The organism is Phenylobacterium sp., assembly GCF_044358365.1.
Classification (GTDB): Bacteria; Pseudomonadota; Alphaproteobacteria; order Caulobacterales; family Caulobacteraceae; genus Phenylobacterium.
Genome location: NZ_JBIKNZ010000003.1, coordinates 62539 through 80161, shown reverse-complemented (window position 1 = coordinate 80161; position 17623 = coordinate 62539). Strand labels below are relative to the sequence as shown.

Below are 17623 nucleotides of genomic sequence, written 5' to 3'. Positions count from 1 at the left end.
CGCCATGAACCTTGAAACCATCATCTATCTTGTTGGCCTGGTTCTGACCGTTGGCGCGATCGGCGGCCTTGGTCTGGTGGGGTTCGGCGAGCTGCGTACGCGCGCCCAGCGCCGCAACCGCCTGACCGGCACGGTCGAGGGCCGCCGCTCGGCCGGAAACGGGGCCATCCCGGGCGCAGCGATTTCGGCCCAGCTGGTGGGCGCGGTTCGCAAACTGGGCCAGCAGAGCGCGGTCAGCGACCCGGCCAAGGTTTCGGAGATGCGCTCACGGCTGATGCAGGCGGGGTTCTATTCCCGCGAGGCGCCGATCATCTTCATGGGCATCAAGGCGATCGGCGTGGCGCTGGCGACACTGGGCGTGGTGCTGACGCTGCCGTCCATGATCGCTCACAAGGGTGGAAATCTCGTGGCCCTGGGGATCGCGGTGGGGCTCTCGCTGGCCGCCCTCTACGGCCCCGACTTCGTGCTTAAACAGCGCAAGATCACGCGTGAGCGGGAGTATTCGGACGGGTTTCCCGACCTGCTGGATCTGCTGGGGGCCTCGGTCGAGGCCGGACTGTCGCTTGACGCGGGCGTCACCCGGGTGACCGAGGAGCTGGAGCGTCGTTACCCGACGCTGACGGTGCATCTGCGGTTCCTGGTGCTGGAACTACGCGCCGGCCGCGCCCGCAAGGACGCCTGGACCGCTTTCGCTGACCGCCTGGGCATCGACGACGCGCGCCAGCTGGCCACCATGTTGCGTCAGGCCGAGGAGATGGGCACGAGCCTGGGGGAGACGCTCTCCGTGTTCTCCGCCGACATGCGTTCCAAGCGGATGCTGCGGGCCGAGGAGAAGGCGCTGGGACTATCGGCCAAGCTGACGGTGCCCCTGATCCTGTTTATCTTCCCCTCGTTGCTGGCGGCCCTGTTGCTGCCGGCGGCGGCGCGGGTGGTTCACATCTTCGGCGACAAGTGATCCGGGCGCGGTCGAACTAGGCGGCCACACCGAACATCAGGCCGACGCCCGCGGTGAGGGCCATGGCGGCGGCGCCCCAGAAGGTCACCCGCAACACGCTTTTCAGCACCGGCGCGCCGCCCGCCCTGGCGCCAACGGCGCCCAGCAGGACCAGGAACAGGATCGAGGCGGTGGACACCGCCGGGGTGATCACGGCTTGGGGCGAGAAGGTCGCAGCCGCCAGCGGCAGGGCGGCGCCGACCGAGAATGTCATGGCCGAGGTCAGCGCGGCCTGGATCGGGCGGGCCGTCGTGATCTCCGAGATGCCGAGTTCGTCACGGGCGTGGGCGCCCAGGGCGTCCCTCGCCATCAGCTGGGTCGCGACCTGCCGGGCCAGGGCGGGCTCGACGCCGCGCGCCGCGTAGAGGCCTGCCAGTTCATCGAGCTCCAGTTCAGGCTGGGTGGCCAGCTCCGCCCGCTCCCGCGCCAGGTCTGCGCCCTCGGTATCGGATTGCGAGCTGACCGAGACATATTCTCCGGCCGCCATCGACATGGCGCCGGCTACCAGGCCCGCTGCGCCGGCCACGAGGATCTCGGTCCGGCCCTGCGCGGCTGCGGCGACACCGACGATCAGGCTGGCGGTCGAGACGATGCCGTCGTTGGCCCCGAGGACTGCGGCCCGTAGCCAGCCGATCCGCTGCACCAGATGTCGTTCCGCGTGAAGTCGACTCATCATCAGTGTGGCTCCATCGTTTCAGGTGCGACGGACCCAGAGCATACGCTGAAAGGTCCTGTCACGATCCAGCAGCAGGTGCTTCACAGCGCCCCCGACGTGCAGGACGACGAGGGGCCAGAACAGCTTCTTCGCCAGACCGTGCATATCTTCCGCAAGGTCATGCAGCCACACGATACGGGTCGGAAACGGACTGGGCAGGCTGAACAGGTCAAACACGGTGATGGCCCGCGGCGCAGACCACACCGCGAGCGGTCCCGTGACGATCAGCACGGCGATCATCAGCAGAAACAATCCCTGGACGACCCTCGCGGCAATGCGGAACCATTTGTTCCGCTCGAACGAATCCGGATGCGGTTGCGACAGGCTCCACAAAAGCCGCGCCAGCAGAAAGGTGAACAGCAGGGCGCCGACGGAGACGTGCAGGCCCTGGGCGGCGGCTTTTGCGACCTTGTCCGGGGCGTCCTCCATCTGCTCGCCCAGGACGTACATTGCCACGACGCCGATTGCGCTGATCCAGTGCAGCGCGATGGCGATCCAGCCGTAGGCGGCCTTCGTGTTGGTCAATGACATGTGGCGGTCTCCCGTAACCTTTCAGATCGGCGATCCCGTGCGGCGCTGCATTGATAAGGCGCAACGGGCCAGATGTGCGCCGGGGCCTTCTATCCGGGGTCGGTTAGGCTAGAATGCGCCCTGACAGCGGCGTTGACCGCCAGACCCAGGAACGCTCCGCCATGTCCGACGCCCCGCTCCACACCGAAACCCTGGTCGTCCACGCCGGCTGGCGGGCTGATCCATCGACCGGCTCGGTAGCGGTGCCGATCCACCAGACGACATCCTACCAGTTCCGCGACGCGGGCCATGCCGCTGCGCTCTTCTCGCTGTCCGAACTGGGCAACATTTACACCCGCATCATGAACCCCACGACCGACGTGCTCGAAAAGCGTGTCGCGGCGCTGGAGGGCGGCGTGGGCGCTCTGGCTGTGGCGTCCGGGCAGGCGGCGTCGGCCTATGCCGTGCAGAACCTGGCGCGGGCGGGCGACAACATCGTGTCGTCCACCGCCCTCTATGGCGGCACCTGGAACCTGTTCGCCAACACGCTGAAGGACCAGGGCATCGAGGTCCGCTTTGTCGATCCTGCCGACCCGGAAGCCTTTCGCCGCGCCACTGATGACCGCACGCGCGCCTACTACGCCGAGACCCTGCCGAACCCGAAGCTCGAGGTCTTCCCCATCGCCGAGGTCGCCGCCATCGGCCGCGAGTTTGGCATTCCGCTGATCATGGACAACACCGCCGCACCACTGCTCTGTCGTCCGCTGGATCATGGCGCGGCCATCGTGGTCTATTCCGCTACCAAATACCTGGGCGGTCACGGCACCTCCATCGGCGGCCTGATCGTCGACGGCGGCAATTTCGACTGGGAAGCCAACCCCGAACGCCAGCCCCAGCTCAACACGCCCGACGCCTCGTACCATGGTGCGGTGTGGACCCAGGCGGTCAAGCCGCTCGGCCCCATCGCCTACATCCTGCGCGCCCGCGTGATCCTGTTGCGCGATCTGGGCGCCGCCATCTCGCCCTTCAACGCCTTCCAGATCATCCAGGGTATCGAGACCCTGGCGCTGCGGATGGAACGCCATTGCGCCAACGCTGCAAAGGTCGCCGCCTGGCTGGCCGCGCGCGCTGGCGTCACCCGGGTGATTCACCCCAGCCTGCAGACCGGCGAGGCCCGCGCGCGGGCAGACCGCAACCTGAAGGGCGGCTACGGCGGCCTTGTGGGCTTCGAAATGGCCGGCGGGGTCGAGGCCGGCGCCGCCTTCATCAACGCCCTGAAGCTGCTCTACCACGTGGCCAACATCGGCGATGCGCGCAGCCTCGCGATCCACCCGGCCTCCACCACCCATTCCCAGCTCACGCCCGACGAACAGGCCGCCACCGGGGTGACGCCGGGCTACGTGCGCCTGTCCATCGGCATCGAGCACGTGGACGACATCATCGCCGACCTTGATCAGGCGTTGAAGGCCGCAGGGGTCTAGAAGCCCAGCGGCCGGTAGGGTCCAAGGATCAGCTGTTCGAACACGCCCACACCCACCTGATCGTCCCGGCCCGGCTGTGACAGAGTGGCGCGGCTGATGGCCTGGATGTGCAGGTTGCCGGGATCGGCGTGGTCGAAGTTCACCGTGTCCAGGTCCTCGCGCGCCACGGCCAGCTCGCCCTTGAGCGCACCGTGCCGCCACTCACCGCCATAACCGATGCCGCGCATCAGGAAGGTGGCGACAGGCTCGATCTTCACGGTGGCCTCGCCCTGCGCCAGGGGGATGATCAGTTTGCCGGATTTTGCATGCCGGGTGCCGGGCAGGATTTCGGTCTCCATCACCGGGGCGTCGGAGTGATAGCCGCCCTCGGGGCCTGCGCCGTCCGGGAGGATCACAGCGCGGGTGTTCCAGGGCTTGCCGTCCGGGTCGGCGTTGATGTGGAAATAGACGGATGTGTCGGCGAAGTTCAGCGGGGTCCATTGCCAGAAGAAGCCGGTGATCCCGCCGCCGGGGGTAGGCTGGGTGTCGGGCGCGCCGACGGGACGGATCCCCCAGGAGCGGTCACGGGTGCCGACCCAGCCGGCAACCTCGATCCGCTCGCCGTCCACTTCCAGCCAGCCCGAGGCCCGCACGTTCTGCGTCAGGCGGGTGTAGTCCATGAACAGGCGCGGGCCGTTGCGCTTGACGAAGCGCGGCTCCTCGATGGGAAAGGCGCGGCCTTCGAAGGTGATCTCGCCGGCGATGCCCTCGGTCTTCTGGATCGTCACCTTCAGCTTCTGCAGGGGCTCCAGGATGTCGATGGCGATCGGCCCCACCTTAAGGTCCAGCCGTTCCATACCCAGGACGCGCGAGGCGTGCAGGCAACGCTCCTTGCCGTCCGTGACGATGGCGATGTGCGCATCGGCCACGTTCAGCGCTGGATAGACGCCAAAGGCGATGGCCGCGAACGCCGACCCATCCGGCGCATAGGCGTTGAAAAAGTAGCGGTCATAGAAGTTCCGGTCCGAACCTGAATAGGCGATCGGCTCGGGAGTCTGGTGGATCGGGTAGTCATCACCCTTGGTCAGCATCGCCTGGCGTCTCCGGTTGACGCGCGGTCACACTTGCGGGCCGTCGCGTTGGGGGTATCAACTCCCTTCAGGATACGAACAATCAGACGGCGTCGTCTCGCGTGACCTCACGTCAGGCCGCTGCCCCGGAGACCAAATGTCCGCCACCACCGCCGCCGACCACATGATCCCCCAGGCCCATGCCGATCATCTGGCGATGCCGGCCGCCTACGCTGACAACCGGATCCACGACACCTACCGCTGGCTGCGCGCCAACGAGCCCATGGGCATGGCCAAGATCGACGGCATTGACCCGTTCTGGGTGGCCACCAAACACGCCGACATTCTCGAGATCAGCCGCCAGAACGACCTGTTCCACAATGGCGACCGCGCCGCGACGCTCACCAGCCAGGCCGCTGACAAGCGCGTGCGCGAGATGATGGGCGGTAGCCCCCACCTGCTGCGCACCCTGGTGCAGATGGACGCGCCGGATCATCCCAAGTACCGCGCCCTGACCCAGGGCTGGTTCATGCCCCAGAACCTGAAGAAGCTGGAAGAACGCATTCGCGTCATCGCCCGCGCCTCGGTCGACAAGATGGCGGCCAAGGGCGGCGAGTGCGACTTCGTCAATGAGGTGGCGCTGCACTTCCCGCTGCACGTGATCATGACCATCCTGGGCGTGCCCGAGAGCGACGAGCCCCGGATGCTGAAGCTGACCCAGGAGCTGTTCGGCGCCACCGACCCCGAGCTTGGCCGCAAGCCGAATGAGGCGCAGACCACCGAGAGGGGCGAGCCAGCCTTCGACATGGGCGTGATCATCGATTTCAACAACTATTTCAGCGCCCTGTCCGCCGCGCGCAGGGCCAATCCCACCGATGATCTGGCCTCGCTGATCGCCAACAGCCAGATCAACGGCGCGCCCATCTCCGACTTCGAGGCCATGGGCTACTACATCATCGTCGCCACGGCCGGCCACGACACCACCTCGTCATCGACGGCCGGCGCCATGTGGGCGCTGGTGGATAATCCTGGCCAGCTTCGCAAGGTGAAGGCCGACCTGTCGCTGATCCCGGGCCTGGTGGACGAATCTATCCGCTGGACCACCCCGGTGAAGACCTTCATGCGCACGCTCACCGCCGACACCGAGTTCGCCGGTCGCCAGATGAAGCAGAACGACTGGCTGATGCTCTGCTACGCCTCGGGCAACCGCGACGAAGAGGTCTTCGAGGCCCCCGACGAGTTCCGCGTCGACCGCTCGCCCAACAAGCATCTGGCCTTTGGCTACGGCGCGCACCTGTGCCTCGGCCAGCACCTGGCCAAGATGGAGATGCGCATTCTCTGGGAGGAACTGCTGCCCAGACTTGAATCTGTCGAGATGGCCGGGACACCTGCCATGAGCGAAAGCTTCTTCGTCAACGGCCCCAAACGCCTGCCTATCCGCTTCAAGATGAGCTGATGATCGGCGGGGTCGCCATCGCGGTCTTCCCGCACCCCTCTCGCCTCCGGGCGGAATGACCGGTAAAGCGCGACGTATGATTGACGCCGTTGAACTGACCCGCGACCTGATCCGCCGCCCTTCGGTGACGCCCGCTGACGCCGGCGCCATGGATATCGTCGAGCAGACGCTTGCAGGGTTGGGCTTCGCCTGCCGCCGAATGAAATTCGGCGATATCGAGAACCTCTACGCCCGCTACGGGACCGCCAGGCCCAATCTCTGCTTTGCCGGACATACCGATGTGGTGCCGGTGGGCGACGCCGGCGCCTGGACGAAGGATGCGTTCGGTGCCGAGGTGATTGATGGCGTGCTGATCGGACGCGGTGCCGTGGACATGAAGAGCGCCATTGCCGCCTTCGCGGCTGCGGCCTCCGAAGCCATTGCTGCGGGCCAGGTCACCGGCTCGATCTCGTTCCTGATCACCGGGGACGAGGAGGGCGTCGCCACCCATGGCACAAAGCTGGTGGTCGAAGAGCTGGCCGCCGAGGGCGAGGTGATCGATCACTGTGTGGTGGGCGAACCCACCTCGGCCGAAACGTTCGGCGACATGGTCAAGGTGGGCCGGCGCGGTTCGATCAACGCCGAGATACTTGTGGAAGGCATCCAGGGCCACGTGGCCTATCCGCATCGGGCGGCCAACCCTGTGCCCGTGCTGGTGAAGCTTCTCTCGGCGCTGCAGGAGCGCAAGCTGGACGAGGGCTATGCCGAGTTCCAGCCCTCCAATCTCGAAGTCACCATGATCGAGGCGCCCAACACGGCGACCAATGTTATCCCCGGCGTGGCGCGGGCCAGGCTCAACATCCGGTTCAACCCCAACCACACGGGACAGCAGCTGGCCGACTGGTTCGAGCTGGAGGTCTGGCGCGCCTCAGTGGGCTTTGCCGGGAAGATCACGGTCACGCCCCAGATCAGCGGCGAGGCCTTTCTGACCGAGCGGGGCGCCTTCACCGACCTTGTGGCAGCCGCTGTGGCCGACGTCACCGGCGCGGCCCCGGAGCTGTCAACTTCAGGCGGCACGTCTGACGCCCGCTTCATCCGCGCGCTGTGCCCGGTGATCGAAGTGGGGCTGGTGGGCAAGACCATGCACCAGGTGGATGAGCGCGCCCCGGTCGAGGAAATCCGCACCCTGCAGAAGGTCTATGCCCGGATCATCCAGCGCTACTTCGCGCCGGCCTGATCCCTATCGATTGCCGCCGATCAGGTCGCCGAGTCCGCCCAGAACCGAGCCCTCGCCGCGGTTCCCGCCCTGTCCGCCCGCCGCCGCCAGCATCCGACCGGCCAGGCGCGAGAACGGCAAGGACTGGATCCAGACCTTTCCGGGGCCGCGCAGGCGGGCGAAGAACAGACCCTCGCCGCCGAACAGCACACTCTTGACGCCGCCGGCCATCACCAGGTCGAAATCGACGCTGGGCGTATAGGCGGCCAGACAGCCGGTATCCACGTGCAGTTCCTCGCCGGCCGCCAGGGTGCGTTCGATCACGGTGCCGCCCATCTGGACAAACACCCAGCCGTCGCCCTCCAGCTTCTGCATGATGAAGCCTTCGCCCCCGAACAGGCCGGTCATCATGCGGCGCTGGAACTGGATACCGATGGACACGCCGCGCGCAGCGGCCAGGAAACTGTCCTTCTGGCAGATCAGGCAGCCGCCCTGTTCCCCCAGATTGATCGGCAGGATTGCACCTGGCGTCGGCGAGGCGAAGGCCACGCGGGCCTTGCCCCCTGCGTTGTGGGTGAAGACGGTGGTGAACAGGCTCTCGCCGGTGACCAGACGCTTGCCGGCGCCCAGCAGCTTGCCCATGAAGCCACCTTCCGCGCCTGCGCCGTCACCGAACACGGTGGTCATTCCGATACTGGCGTCCTTCCAGACAAGCGCGCCGGCCTCGGCCACGGCGCTCTCGCCGGGATCGAGTTCAATCTCCAGGAACTGCAGCTCCTGGCCCTTGATCTCGAAATCGATGTCATCGGCGACGTTGGCGTTGCGGTGATGAACCCAGGGGCTTTGTGTCATGGCGGAGGTCCTCAGGATGTTGAAGGAGATGCCGGCTGATAGCCGACGTGGGTAAGGTAGAGGCCGTCAGGCGGGGCCACCGGGCCGCAAGCCCTGCGGTCCCGCGCGGCCAGGGCGTCGGCGACGTCGGCCCGGCTCCAACGCCCGACGCCCACCTGGGCCAGGGTGCCTGTCATGGAGCGTACCTGCCTGTGCAGAAACGAGCGCGAGGCGAAGTCCAGGATCACCTCATCGCCCTCCCGGCGCACCGTGGCGATGTCCAGGGTCTTCATCGGCGACTTCGCCTGACAGGCCAGGTCACGGAAGGTGGTGAAGTCGTGGTGGCCCAGGAGCGCCTGGGCGGCGTCGTGCATGGCCTGTGCATCAAGGGGCTTGCGAACATACCAGACCCGGCCCTGATTCAGCGCCGGTGGGCTCTGCCGATTGAGAATGCGATAGCGATAGCGCCGCTCCATTGCCGAAAACCGGGCATGCCAGCCCTCCGTGGCCTCCGTGGCCTCCAGTACACAGACAGGCTGGGGCATGAGATGGGCGTTCAGCGCCTTGCGCACCGTGTCCGCCGGCCAGTCGCGGGCAAGGTCGACATGGACGACCTGACCGGTGGCGTGGACGCCGGTGTCGGTCCGGCCCGCCGCTTGCACCCGGACGGTCTCACCGCTGAACCCCAGAACGGCGGCCTCCAGCGCGCCCTGCACAGATGGCAATCCGGCCTGGGTCTGATAGCCGCAGAACGGACGGCCGTCATATTCGATCAGGAGGCGATAGCGCGGCATCAGCTCAGCCGAACGCCGGCGGCCACCGGCGTCCCCCGGAGGAAAACCTCAGCCTCCTGCGGGCCGCGGCCCTCGCGTTGCACTCTGAGCAGGCGCACGGCGCCCTGGCCTGTCGCCACCAGCAGCCGATCGTCGAGGGTGACGCCTGGCACGCCGCCAGCGTCCTCGAACGCCGAGAGCAGAGCTTTTACGCGCACAGGCCCTTTCTCGGAGGGCAGTTCGAACCAGGCGCCCGGCGCCGGCGACATTCCACGGATCTTGGCGTCAAGCATCGCCCCTGGCTTGGTCCAGTCCAGCCGCGCATGCCTGGGGCTGATCTTGCGGGCATAGGTGACGCCCTCCCTGGCCTGAGGCGTTTCCACGGCGCGCCCGGCGGCGATATCGGCCAGGGTGCGGACGAGGAGATCCGCGCCAATCGGGGCCAGCCGTTCAAACAGGGTCGCAGTCGTTTCCAGAGCGTCGATCCGGACCGTCGCGGTGGCCAGCACAGGGCCTTCGTCGAGCCCCTCGGTCATGCGCATGACCTGCACGCCGGTAACCTTGTCGCCGGCCATGATCGCTCGCTGGATCGGCGCGGCGCCTCGCCAGCGCGGCAGCAGCGAGCCGTGGAGGTTGAACGAGCCCAAGCGTGGTGCGTCGAGCACCCCGCCCGGCAGGATCTGACCGAACGCGACCACGACGGCGGCGTCGAGGTTTAGGGTGGCGAAAGCGGCGATCTCGAGAGGGTCGCGCATTGAGGCGGGCGTGCGGACCGTCAGGCCATGGCTGTCGGCGAAGGCGTGAACCGGCGAAGGCTTCAGGTCATGCCCGCGCCCGCGCGGCGCCGGCGGCTGGGTATAGACGCACGCCACCTCATGCCCCGCCGCCAGGATGGCGCTCAGGCTGGCGACAGCAAAATCCGGGGTGCCGAGGAAGGCGAGACGCATGGCCGGAGTTTAGCGCGTGGACGGGGCGAAGGCGAGGATCGCCCGGCTTACGCCCGAACCAGCTTCTTGACCTTCTTGATCGCCTGCTCGCGCTTCAGCCGGGACAGATGATCGATGAACAGCACACCTTCAAGGTGGTCCATCTCGTGCTGGATGCAGACGGCGAACATGCCGTCGGCGTCTTCCTCGACTGCCTCGCCCTGATAGTTCAGGTACTTGAGCTTCACGCGGGCTGGCCGTTCGACCTCATCATAATACTCCGGCACGGAGAGGCAGCCTTCCTCGTAGGGTGCGGTGTCGTCCGAGGCCCAGACGATCTCGGGATTGACGAAATAGCGCGGCGCCGGGGGTTCGTCCTTGCCCGCCAGATCCATCACGATCACCCGCTTGGGCACACCGATCTGCACCGCCGCCAGGCCGATGCCCGGCGCGTCGTACATGGTCTCCAGCATGTCATCCATCAGGGCGCGCAGGGCGTCGTCGACCACATCAACGGACGTCGACACCTGTTTCAGCACAGGGTGGGGGACGACAAGGATCTCTCGGATAGCCATGGCGCGGACGTAAGGTCGCTATCTGCAGGCGTCAAGGTGCGTGACCCTGGCGCTAGCCCTCGTCGCCGGCCACAAGTCGCACCGGTGGGGTCTCGCCGGCGGGCAGTTTGGTCAGCGGCCGTACGGCGCTGTCCAGCGGCTCCAGCACGGCGACGGTTTTGCCCTGATGGTCGACCTTGAGGTCTTCGAAGCGGCGCGCCTGGGTCAGCACCTGGGCTTCCAGAGAGCCTACGAACTGATTGTAGCGGCCAACCGCCGTCTGCAGTGCCTTGCCCATGGCATCGGCATGGCCGCCCATCACCGCAATGCGCTTGTAGAGTTCACGCCCCAGCTCGGCGATTTTCTGGGCGTTGGCGGCCTGTTCCTCGACGCGCCAGCCGTAGACCACGGCCTTGCAGAGCGCGAACAGGGTGGACGGGGTGACGATCACCACCCGCTTGTCCATGGCCTCATTCATCAGGTTAGGCTCGCGGTCGAGCGCGGCGGCCAGGGCGGAGTCCAGCGGCACGAACATGGCCACGAAGTCCGGCGAAGCATCGAACTGGTCCCAGTAAGCCTTGGCCGAGAGGCCTGAGATGTGGCTGCGCACGCTCTGCACGTGACGGATCCCGGCGGCGTCGCGGGCGAAGTCGTCCACGGCTTCCTGGATTTCGAGGAAGGCGTTCAGTGAGCACTTGGCGTCGATGACGAACAGGGCCCCGCCTGGCAGGCGCACGGTTACATCAGGCCGACGTCGACCTTCGTCTGTGTCGGTGGAGGTCTGTTCGTCGAAGTCGTAGCGGTTGGTAAGGCCCGCGGCCTCCAGCACATTGCGCAGGGTCTGCTCGCCCCAGCGACCCTGCACGCCAGCGCCGCGCCGCAGGGCGCTGGAGAGCTTGCGGGCCTCATCCTGGGTGGCGGTGGCCGCCTGCAGCATCTGGGCGATCTGTTCCTTCAGGCCGCCGGTCTCCTCAGCGCGTTGCTTCTCCACGGCCGTCACCTGCTCCTGGAACTTCAGCAGGGTGTCGGCGACGGGCTTGAGTTGCGCCTCCAGCCGGGCCTGGGCCAGCTGCTCGCGGCCCCGCACCGCCTCATCGTTCTTGCGCAGGATCTCCTCGGCGACACTGGCCGCCGACTGGGTCAACTGGTTGCGAACCAGCTCGCCCTGTTCCTGATAGAGCGCCAGCCTGAGCTCGGCCGCCGCTGCCCGACCGCGTTCACGCAGAGCCCAGGCGATGGCGATCGCGGCGGTCAGAGCCAGCAACATGATCATCAGCAGCATCAGGTTCATGCTGTGTTCCTAGCGACTTAGGTGAGTCGGGACCAGCCGTGTCAGTGTCCGTGAAAAGGGGATCGGGGGAACACCATGACGACGGAAACGGCGGCGAAGCCGCTGCGCGAGGCTTTCAGCCCATTCATAGTGCCGCTGCTCGCGGCGGCGGTGTTCATCAACTATGTGGACCGGGGCGGTCTGGCCACCGCTGCGCCGCTGATCAAGGACGAACTCGCCCTCACCTCGACCCAGATCGGGATCCTGATCTCGGCCTTCTTCTGGACCTACACGCCGGGGCTCGTCCTCTCCGGCTGGATGGCCGACCGTTTCAACGCTTACAAGACCCTGGCTGCCGGTCTGGCGATCTGGTCGCTGGCGACCTTCTTCAGCGGCTTCGCGGCAGGTTTCGTGGCCCTGCTGATGCTACGTTTGCTACTGGGGGTCGGCGAGAGCGCCGCCTTTCCGGTCAGTTCGACCCTGATCGCGCGGCATGTGCCCGCAGCCCGCCTGGGCGCCGCCAACGGCCTGATCATCGTCGGTCTGTCGCTCGGGCCGGCGGTTGGCATCTTCTTCGGCGGACACCTTATGGAGACGCTTGGCTGGCGCGGGGTCTTCATCATGTTCGGCGCCATCTCCCTGCTCTGGCTTGTGCCCTGGCTGTTGGTGACCGGCAGGCTCACGGACCGGGGCGCCGCAGATCATGAGCCGGGCGCGGGGCCGTCCTTTCCGGATATCTTCCGGCGCCCGGAGCTCTGGGGAGCCAGCCTCGGCCATTTCTCGGTCAACTTCGCCTTCTACTTCGTCGTCTCCTGGATCCCGCTCTACCTGGTGAAGTCGCAGGGCTACACGCTGGGAGAAATGGCCAATGTCGGCGGCGGCCTCTACCTGGTCTATGCGGGGGGTTCGTTCCTGAGCGGCTGGCTTTCAGACCGCTGGATCGCGACCGGCGCAACGCCCAACCGGGCCCGCAAGACCATCTTTGTGTGCGCCCATCTTGTCACCGCCGCCGGTCTGCTGGCCTGCGCCTATGTGGCGCCGCAGGTGGCGATCGGATGCCTGTTCGTCGTCGCCTTCGCCCTGGGCGCGGTCGGTCCGCACATTTTCGCCACCGGTCAGACGCTGGCCGGACCCAAGGCGGCGGGCAAGTGGATAGGGGTGCAGAACGGCTGGGCCAACTTCGCCGGCATTCTGGGACCGATCATCACCGGCATGATTGTTGACAGCACGGGAAGTTTCCACGCCGCCTTCATCGTCACGGCGGCGGGCGCCTTGCTGGGTGTCGCAGGCTGGGGCCTGATGATCCGGAAGATCGAGCCGGTCCCCTGGAAGGCAGGCTAGAGCCTGTCCGGTTCAGATGGAATCATCTGAACCGGATAAACAGGCTCGTTACCATATCTTTAGAGCACGACGGGCGCTTGAACCGGTATCCACTTCAAGCTGTCGTGCTCTAGGCCGGCCGTCGCGCGCGGATGGCGTGGGCGATGGTGCCGTCGTCCAGCCAGTCCAGTTCACCGCCGACAGGAACGCCGCGCGCCATCATCGAAACCGAGACGTTACACCCGGCCAGCCGCTCGGCCAGATAGTGCGCCGTGGTCTGGCCGTCGACCGTGGCTGGCAGGGCCAGGATCACCTCGGAGGTATGGTCGCGCGAGGCGCGCTCTACCAGGTCGTCCACGCGTAGAGCCTCCGGCCCCACACCCTCCAGCGCTGAGAGCAGACCACTCAGTACGTGGTAGCGTCCGCGAAAGGCTGCGGCGCGTTCCATGGCCCAGAGCGCACCTACATCTTCGACAACGCAGATCAGGGCGTCGTCGCGGCTCCAGTCAGCGCAGATGGCGCAGGGGTTCTGGGTGTCCAGTGAGCCGCACTCATCGCAGGTCTGCACCAGCCGCGCCGCTTCACTGAGGGCGTCGGCCAGCGGGACCAGCAACTGATCGCGCCGCTTGAGCAGCGCCAGCGCCGCACGACGAGCGGAGCGGCGCCCCAGTCCTGGAATCTTGGCCAGCAGCGTGACCAGGCGTTCGATCTCTGGTCCGGCGGACGCGGCCATCTCAGAACTTCGGCATGCCGGGAATGTTCATGCCGGCCAGCGGCCCGGCCGCCTCGCGCATCAGTTCGCCCTGTGCGGCGTCCAGCTTGCGCTTGGCGTCGGCGTGGGCGGCGACCATCAGATCGGCCACTACCTCGCCCTCGCCCGGCGCCATCAGACCGGGATCAAGCTCTACGCGCGCCAGTTCGCCCGATCCGCGCAGCACCAGTTTCACCATGCCGCCGCCGGACGTGCCCTCCACCTCGATGGCGGCAATCCGTTCCTGCGCATCGGCCATCCGCTGCTGCATGGCCTGGGCCTGTTTCATCAGGGCATTGATGTCCATCAGCCGTTACTCCTCGTCATCATCATCGACCTCGGTCGGGGCCACGCCCTCGATCGCCGGGGTCGGCGTCAGGTTGCGGACGCCGATGATCTCGGCGCCGGGAAAGGCTTCCATCACGGAGCGGACGAAGGGGTCCTGCTCGATCTCGGCGCGGACCTCGCGCTGCTCGCGCCGTTGTTTCTCCCAGGCGCTTTCGGCGCCGCCGCCGCCCTGCGCGGCGATCAGCCAGCGCTCGCCGGTCCACTCCTTCAGCCTCGCCACCAGCCGCTGAGCCAGATTGACGGGCGCGCCGGGGCCGGGTTCGTACTCAATGGCGCCCTGCCGGAAGCTGATGGGGCGGATGTAGCGCTCCACATCCATCTTCAATGTCACATCGCGTCGACGGTCGATCAGCGCCAGCAGGTCCTCGAAGGTGTTCAGGACCGCAGCGGGCTCCGGAGAGTGCGGGGCCAACGGCATAGGCTGGAGGGCCACCGCATTTGTGGCGCTGCGCCCTGTAACACCCCCGCCGCCGCCGGCCGGGCCGCCGCCGAGCGGCCCGGCGCCCGGAAGTTCACCGGCCTGCAGCCGCTTCAAAGCCTCCTCCGGCCCCGGCAGGTCGGCCGCATAGGCCAGCCGGATCAGGGCCATGTCCACCGCCGCAGCCGCATCGGGCGCGCGCCGCACCTCCTCATAGGCCTTCAGCGTCAATTGCCAGATGCGCGAGAGGGTCCCGGCCGATACCGCCGCCCCGACGGCGGCCAGCCGTCCCGCCTGTTCCCGCGGCAGCACCAGCGCCTGCGGACCGATGGCCTTGGCGACAGATGCGCCGTGGGTGTGGTCCAGCAGGTCCATCACCACCTGATCGGGATTGGCGCCATAGCCATAGAGCGCGCGGAAGGTTTCAATGGCGGCGCCGGCTTCGCCGCGCATGATCTGTTCAAACAGTGAGATAGTCTGGGCGCGGTCGGCCAGCCCCAGCATGTCGCGGATCGAGGCGGCGGTGACGGTGACGCCCGGATCAGCCTGGACGATGGCCTGGTCCAGCATCGACTGACCGTCGCGGACCGAGCCTTCTGCGGCGCGGGCGATCAGCATCAGGCCCTCGGCCTCGACGCGGGCGCCCTCGTTCTCGCAGATCATCTCGAGATTCTTGACCAGCACATCGGGCTCCACCCGGCGCAGGTCGAACCGCTGGGTTCGCGACAGGATGGTCACCGGCACCTTGCGGATCTCGGTGGTGGCGAAGATGAACTTCGCGTGCGGCGGCGGCTCTTCCAGCGTCTTCAGCAGCGCGTTGAACGCGCCGGTCGACAGCATGTGCACTTCGTCGATGATGTAGACCTTGAAGCGGGCCTCCACCGGCGAATAGCGCACGCCTTCCAGCAGGTCGCGGATGTCGCCCACACCGGTGCGCGAGGCGGCGTCCAGTTCCAGCACATCCATATGCCGCCCCTCGATGATCGAGCGGCAGTGGATGCCCTCCTGGTGGAAATCGAGGGTGGGCGTGTCAACCGTGGCGGTCTGGAAATTCAGAGCGCGCGCCAGCAGGCGCGCGGTGGTGGTCTTGCCGACCCCACGTACGCCGGTGAGCATGAAGGCATGCGCGATCCGACCTGAGGAGAAGGCGTTGCGCAGGGTGCGCACCATGGCCTCCTGGCCATAGAGATCGTCGAAGGTCTGCGGCCGGTACTTCCGCGCGATGACGGTGTAGGCGGCGCTGTCCATGGTGGGCGCGGGCGGGGTCGTAACCGGCGCATCGCCGAACATGTCGCCCGTGTTCGGGTCACGCTCGGGTGGCTCAAGGTCGTCGCGGGGAAAGTCTTCGTCGCCCATGGCGCCATCTAAGGGAACGGCCAACCTCCGCGCCACGCGAAAATTGAAAAGTCTGGGGAAAGGTGGAGACCGAACGACGACCCGGAGCGAAACTCGTTGTGGCTGCTGCCTTCCGGCCCTGACCAGGTTGGCGAGGCGTCCGCCCGTCGCCGATCTCCGGGGCGGCATATGGCGGATCGGAGGGCCGTGGGCAAGAGGCAGCCCAAGCGCGGCTACCCCCCGGCGTTCCTCGCCACGTCTCGCTTAGTCCACCGTCCGGCCAGAACGAACGCCGGGATCGCCAGGGCCGAGATGGCGGTGAACACCAGCACCGAGGCCGTGTAGGGTTGGGCTGCCCCTGCGTCCCGGAATTGGTCGATGACCCAACCGGCTCCGGTGATGCCGATCCCCAGGCCGACAACGTTCAGGCAGAGGATGTAGAAGGCGGTGACGGTTGCACGCGCACCGGGTGGCGCCAGTTCCTGTACGGTCGAGAAGGTCGGGCCATAGAACGCCGCCAACTGGAAGATGCCGATCCCCATGCCGATGAGAAAGAACGGCGAGTCCGCCGGGACCACGCGGTAGGCCAGAGCCAGTGGCATCGTCACCAGGATCAGCAGGGCGAGCATCATTGGTCGCCCGGATTTCATCTTCTGCTGCCACCAGTCGCCGATGAAGCCGCCAAACAGATTCCCCGCGACGCCGGCGACCACCGTGATGTAGCCGGCCAGTTGCGCGATATGCGCCCTTTCAAAACCACGCTCGGCGACAAACCAGAGCTGGTCGAACTGGGCCGCGCCGATGCCGATGTGGAGCGCCACCCCGCCGCAGATGGTGGCGACGAGCGCGGGTGAGCGCTTCAGGGCGTCGCCAAGAAGACGGGTCTGCACCAGGAATCCAGGCCCCTTTGTATGTTGGGCTTCGCGCTTGGGGCGCGGGTCGCGGACGAACAGGAAGGCCAGGGCCAGGACCAATCCCACCGCACCCAGCACATAGAAACAATTCCGCCAGCCGATCGCCGGGCCGAGGTAGCCCGCGATCAGCAGACCGGCGCCGGTGCCGATGGGTACGCCCATGTAGTAGATGGCGCTGGCCAGTCCCATGCGCGAAGGGTGAACCCGGTCCGCGAGCAGCGACATGGCCGAGGGCGTCAGCGCTGACTCGCCGATGCCGATAAGCGCGCGCGGAATCGCCAGCGAGATGAACCCGCGCGCCATTCCCGAAATTGCGGTCAGAGCGCTCCAGACCGCAACGGCGCCGGCGATCAGCCGAGGACGGTGCGACAGATCCGCCAACATGCCCATGAACAGGCCCGCCACCGCATAGAAGACCAGAAACACCAGTCCGGTCAGCAAACCGAACTGGGTGTCGGTGAGGTTGAGCTCGGGCTTCAGGAAGTTGGCGAAACTGGCCAGCAGGTTCCGGTCGACGAAATTCAGCGCGTTGGTGACCGTCAGCAGGGCGAGCAATCCCACCGGCAGAGCCGCCGCGGTGGTCGCCGACGGTGGCGTCGTCGTTGTCTTGTCGCTCATGAACTGTTCCCCCTGGGTCGGCCCATGACACTTGCGGTCACATGGCCAACGCGCTGCCCTGCGGTACTCAAACAGAAGTCTGGCCACAGAGCACGCGGGAATCGCGGGGGCTTGCGCCTGACCTTCGACCTGACCCAAGATCGCTGGCAGAAAACGCCGGGGGGC

17 protein-coding genes and 1 other RNA gene are annotated in these 17623 nt (G+C 66.9%); 5 read left to right on the top strand and 13 right to left on the bottom strand.

Annotated features, from left to right (window positions below; genetic code table 11):
- Positions 1 to 4 precede the first annotated feature (4 nt).
- Complete coding sequence (locus ACIQ3B_RS01835; protein WP_397399593.1) at positions 5 to 955, top strand: type II secretion system F family protein; 951 nt, start codon at positions 5 to 7, stop codon at positions 953 to 955.
- A 16-nt stretch (positions 956 to 971) separates the two neighbouring features.
- Here the strand turns inward: ACIQ3B_RS01835 and ACIQ3B_RS01830 are convergent, their stop codons facing one another.
- Both ACIQ3B_RS01830 and ACIQ3B_RS01825 read right to left on the bottom strand, forming a co-directional pair.
- Positions 972 to 1667: a VIT family protein gene (locus ACIQ3B_RS01830; protein ID WP_397399644.1), complete on the bottom strand. Its 696-nt coding sequence runs from the start codon at positions 1665 to 1667 to the stop codon at positions 972 to 974.
- Between the two features lie 21 nt (positions 1668 to 1688).
- Positions 1689 to 2240, bottom strand: a complete 552-nt coding sequence (locus ACIQ3B_RS01825) for a cytochrome b (RefSeq protein WP_397399591.1) — start codon at positions 2238 to 2240, stop codon at positions 1689 to 1691.
- A 161-nt stretch (positions 2241 to 2401) separates the two neighbouring features.
- Here ACIQ3B_RS01825 and ACIQ3B_RS01820 point away from each other — a divergent pair, with 161 nt between their 5' ends.
- On the top strand, positions 2402 to 3700 hold the full coding sequence (locus tag ACIQ3B_RS01820) for an O-acetylhomoserine aminocarboxypropyltransferase/cysteine synthase family protein (protein WP_397399589.1): 1299 nt from the start codon (positions 2402 to 2404) through the stop codon (positions 3698 to 3700).
- On the opposite strand, the gene ACIQ3B_RS01815 is transcribed toward ACIQ3B_RS01820, so the two are convergent.
- On the bottom strand, positions 3697 to 4770 hold the full coding sequence (locus ACIQ3B_RS01815) for a hypothetical protein (protein ID WP_397399587.1): 1074 nt from the start codon (positions 4768 to 4770) through the stop codon (positions 3697 to 3699). The genes ACIQ3B_RS01820 and ACIQ3B_RS01815 overlap by 4 nt on opposite strands.
- Positions 4771 to 4906: 136 nt before the next feature.
- On the opposite strand from ACIQ3B_RS01815, the gene ACIQ3B_RS01810 reads away from it, so the two are divergent.
- Both ACIQ3B_RS01810 and dapE read left to right on the top strand, forming a co-directional pair.
- A complete protein-coding gene (locus ACIQ3B_RS01810) occupies positions 4907 to 6205 on the top strand; it encodes a cytochrome P450 (protein ID WP_397399585.1) in 1299 nt (432 codons plus the stop codon).
- 76 nt (positions 6206 to 6281) lie between these two features.
- Positions 6282 to 7421, top strand: a complete 1140-nt coding sequence (dapE, locus tag ACIQ3B_RS01805; protein ID WP_397399583.1) for a succinyl-diaminopimelate desuccinylase — start codon at positions 6282 to 6284, stop codon at positions 7419 to 7421.
- Positions 7422 to 7424: 3 nt separating this feature from the next.
- Here dapE and ACIQ3B_RS01800 read toward each other — a convergent pair whose 3' ends face one another.
- From ACIQ3B_RS01800 to ACIQ3B_RS01780, 5 genes are read right to left on the bottom strand one after another with little or no spacing between them, the layout of a single operon-like run.
- Complete coding sequence (locus ACIQ3B_RS01800) at positions 7425 to 8267, bottom strand: TIGR00266 family protein (protein ID WP_397399643.1); 843 nt, start codon at positions 8265 to 8267, stop codon at positions 7425 to 7427.
- Complete coding sequence (gene truA, locus ACIQ3B_RS01795) at positions 8264 to 9025, bottom strand: tRNA pseudouridine(38-40) synthase TruA (RefSeq protein WP_397399581.1); 762 nt, start codon at positions 9023 to 9025, stop codon at positions 8264 to 8266. The genes ACIQ3B_RS01800 and truA overlap by 4 nt, the downstream gene beginning before the upstream one ends.
- Complete coding sequence (gene fmt / locus ACIQ3B_RS01790) at positions 9025 to 9951, bottom strand: methionyl-tRNA formyltransferase (protein ID WP_397399579.1); 927 nt, start codon at positions 9949 to 9951, stop codon at positions 9025 to 9027. The genes truA and fmt overlap by 1 nt, the downstream gene beginning before the upstream one ends.
- A 47-nt stretch (positions 9952 to 9998) precedes the next feature.
- Positions 9999 to 10505: a peptide deformylase gene (gene def, locus ACIQ3B_RS01785; protein WP_397399577.1), complete on the bottom strand. Its 507-nt coding sequence runs from the start codon at positions 10503 to 10505 to the stop codon at positions 9999 to 10001.
- Positions 10506 to 10557: 52 nt separating this feature from the next.
- On the bottom strand, positions 10558 to 11775 hold the full coding sequence (locus ACIQ3B_RS01780; protein ID WP_397399575.1) for a DNA recombination protein RmuC: 1218 nt from the start codon (positions 11773 to 11775) through the stop codon (positions 10558 to 10560).
- A gap of 75 nt (positions 11776 to 11850) precedes the next feature.
- Between ACIQ3B_RS01780 and ACIQ3B_RS01775 the strand changes: the two genes are divergently transcribed.
- Entirely contained in the window at positions 11851 to 13095 is a 1245-nt protein-coding gene (locus ACIQ3B_RS01775; protein ID WP_397399573.1) for an MFS transporter, read from the top strand.
- Between the two features lie 109 nt (positions 13096 to 13204).
- Here the strand turns inward: ACIQ3B_RS01775 and recR are convergent, their stop codons facing one another.
- The 5 genes from recR to ACIQ3B_RS01750 all read right to left on the bottom strand — a co-directional run bounded on the left by recR (position 13205) and on the right by ACIQ3B_RS01750 (position 17458).
- Positions 13205 to 13807: a recombination mediator RecR gene (gene recR / locus ACIQ3B_RS01770; protein WP_397399571.1), complete on the bottom strand. Its 603-nt coding sequence runs from the start codon at positions 13805 to 13807 to the stop codon at positions 13205 to 13207.
- A gap of 1 nt (position 13808) precedes the next feature.
- The gene (locus ACIQ3B_RS01765; RefSeq protein WP_397399642.1) at positions 13809 to 14135 is read right to left on the bottom strand and encodes a YbaB/EbfC family nucleoid-associated protein; all 327 of its coding nucleotides are present in this window, start codon (positions 14133 to 14135) and stop codon (positions 13809 to 13811) included.
- Positions 14136 to 14138: 3 nt separating this feature from the next.
- Positions 14139 to 15947, bottom strand: coding sequence for a DNA polymerase III subunit gamma/tau (locus ACIQ3B_RS01760; RefSeq protein WP_397399569.1), 1809 nt, complete (start codon positions 15945 to 15947; stop codon positions 14139 to 14141).
- A 60-nt stretch (positions 15948 to 16007) separates the two neighbouring features.
- Positions 16008 to 16106, bottom strand: an RNA gene (gene ffs / locus ACIQ3B_RS01755) — signal recognition particle sRNA small type.
- A gap of 53 nt (positions 16107 to 16159) precedes the next feature.
- Positions 16160 to 17458 carry a spinster family MFS transporter gene (locus ACIQ3B_RS01750; RefSeq protein WP_397399567.1) on the bottom strand — a complete coding sequence of 433 codons (1299 nt, stop codon included), beginning with the start codon at positions 17456 to 17458 and terminating at the stop codon, positions 16160 to 16162.
- Positions 17459 to 17623: the final 165 nt, after the last annotated feature.

Coding starts and splice junctions, on each gene's coding strand:
- ACIQ3B_RS01835 (WP_397399593.1), top strand. CDS start 5: ATGAACCTTGAAACCATCATCTATCTTGTTGGCCTGGTTCTGACCGTT.
- ACIQ3B_RS01830 (WP_397399644.1), bottom strand. CDS start 1,667: ATGAGTCGACTTCACGCGGAACGACATCTGGTGCAGCGGATCGGCTGG.
- ACIQ3B_RS01825 (WP_397399591.1), bottom strand. CDS start 2,240: ATGTCATTGACCAACACGAAGGCCGCCTACGGCTGGATCGCCATCGCG.
- ACIQ3B_RS01820 (WP_397399589.1), top strand. CDS start 2,402: ATGTCCGACGCCCCGCTCCACACCGAAACCCTGGTCGTCCACGCCGGC.
- ACIQ3B_RS01815 (WP_397399587.1), bottom strand. CDS start 4,770: ATGCTGACCAAGGGTGATGACTACCCGATCCACCAGACTCCCGAGCCG.
- ACIQ3B_RS01810 (WP_397399585.1), top strand. CDS start 4,907: ATGTCCGCCACCACCGCCGCCGACCACATGATCCCCCAGGCCCATGCC.
- dapE (WP_397399583.1), top strand. CDS start 6,282: ATGATTGACGCCGTTGAACTGACCCGCGACCTGATCCGCCGCCCTTCG.
- truA (WP_397399581.1), bottom strand. CDS start 9,025: ATGCCGCGCTATCGCCTCCTGATCGAATATGACGGCCGTCCGTTCTGC.
- fmt (WP_397399579.1), bottom strand. CDS start 9,951: ATGCGTCTCGCCTTCCTCGGCACCCCGGATTTTGCTGTCGCCAGCCTG.
- def (WP_397399577.1), bottom strand. CDS start 10,505: ATGGCTATCCGAGAGATCCTTGTCGTCCCCCACCCTGTGCTGAAACAG.
- ACIQ3B_RS01780 (WP_397399575.1), bottom strand. CDS start 11,775: ATGAACCTGATGCTGCTGATGATCATGTTGCTGGCTCTGACCGCCGCG.
- ACIQ3B_RS01775 (WP_397399573.1), top strand. CDS start 11,851: ATGACGACGGAAACGGCGGCGAAGCCGCTGCGCGAGGCTTTCAGCCCA.
- recR (WP_397399571.1), bottom strand. CDS start 13,807: ATGGCCGCGTCCGCCGGACCAGAGATCGAACGCCTGGTCACGCTGCTG.
- ACIQ3B_RS01760 (WP_397399569.1), bottom strand. CDS start 15,947: ATGGGCGACGAAGACTTTCCCCGCGACGACCTTGAGCCACCCGAGCGT.
- ACIQ3B_RS01750 (WP_397399567.1), bottom strand. CDS start 17,458: ATGAGCGACAAGACAACGACGACGCCACCGTCGGCGACCACCGCGGCG.